Genomic DNA, 235 nt, shown 5'->3' with positions numbered 1-235 from the left:
GAGGTTTTATCAGATCAAGACGCTGATGTTGCTGCTAAATTTGGAGTGTCATGGAAAGTGGCTGATTCTGTATTAGCGCACATGAAAGTTGATCATCAACTAGACATTGAGAATATCAATAACGGTAACGCAAACATTATGCCTATTCCAGCAACATATATCTTAAATCAGCAAGGTATTGCTGTATGGCGCTTTGTAGATGTAGATTCCAGTGTGCGCTCAGAGCCTGAAGATA

1 pseudogene is annotated in these 235 nt (G+C 40.0%); it reads left to right on the top strand.

The window, feature by feature from the left end:
* Window positions 1-235: pseudogene (locus tag V6256_RS15450) on the top strand (peroxiredoxin-like family protein); the annotation flags it as partial.

Origin of the sequence: Psychromonas aquatilis (assembly GCF_038155185.1) — a bacterium.
GTDB lineage: Bacteria > Pseudomonadota > Gammaproteobacteria > Enterobacterales > Psychromonadaceae > Psychromonas > Psychromonas aquatilis.
The sequence above is the reverse complement of the archived record's forward strand: the minus strand, read 5'-3'. Positions and strand labels throughout refer to the sequence as shown.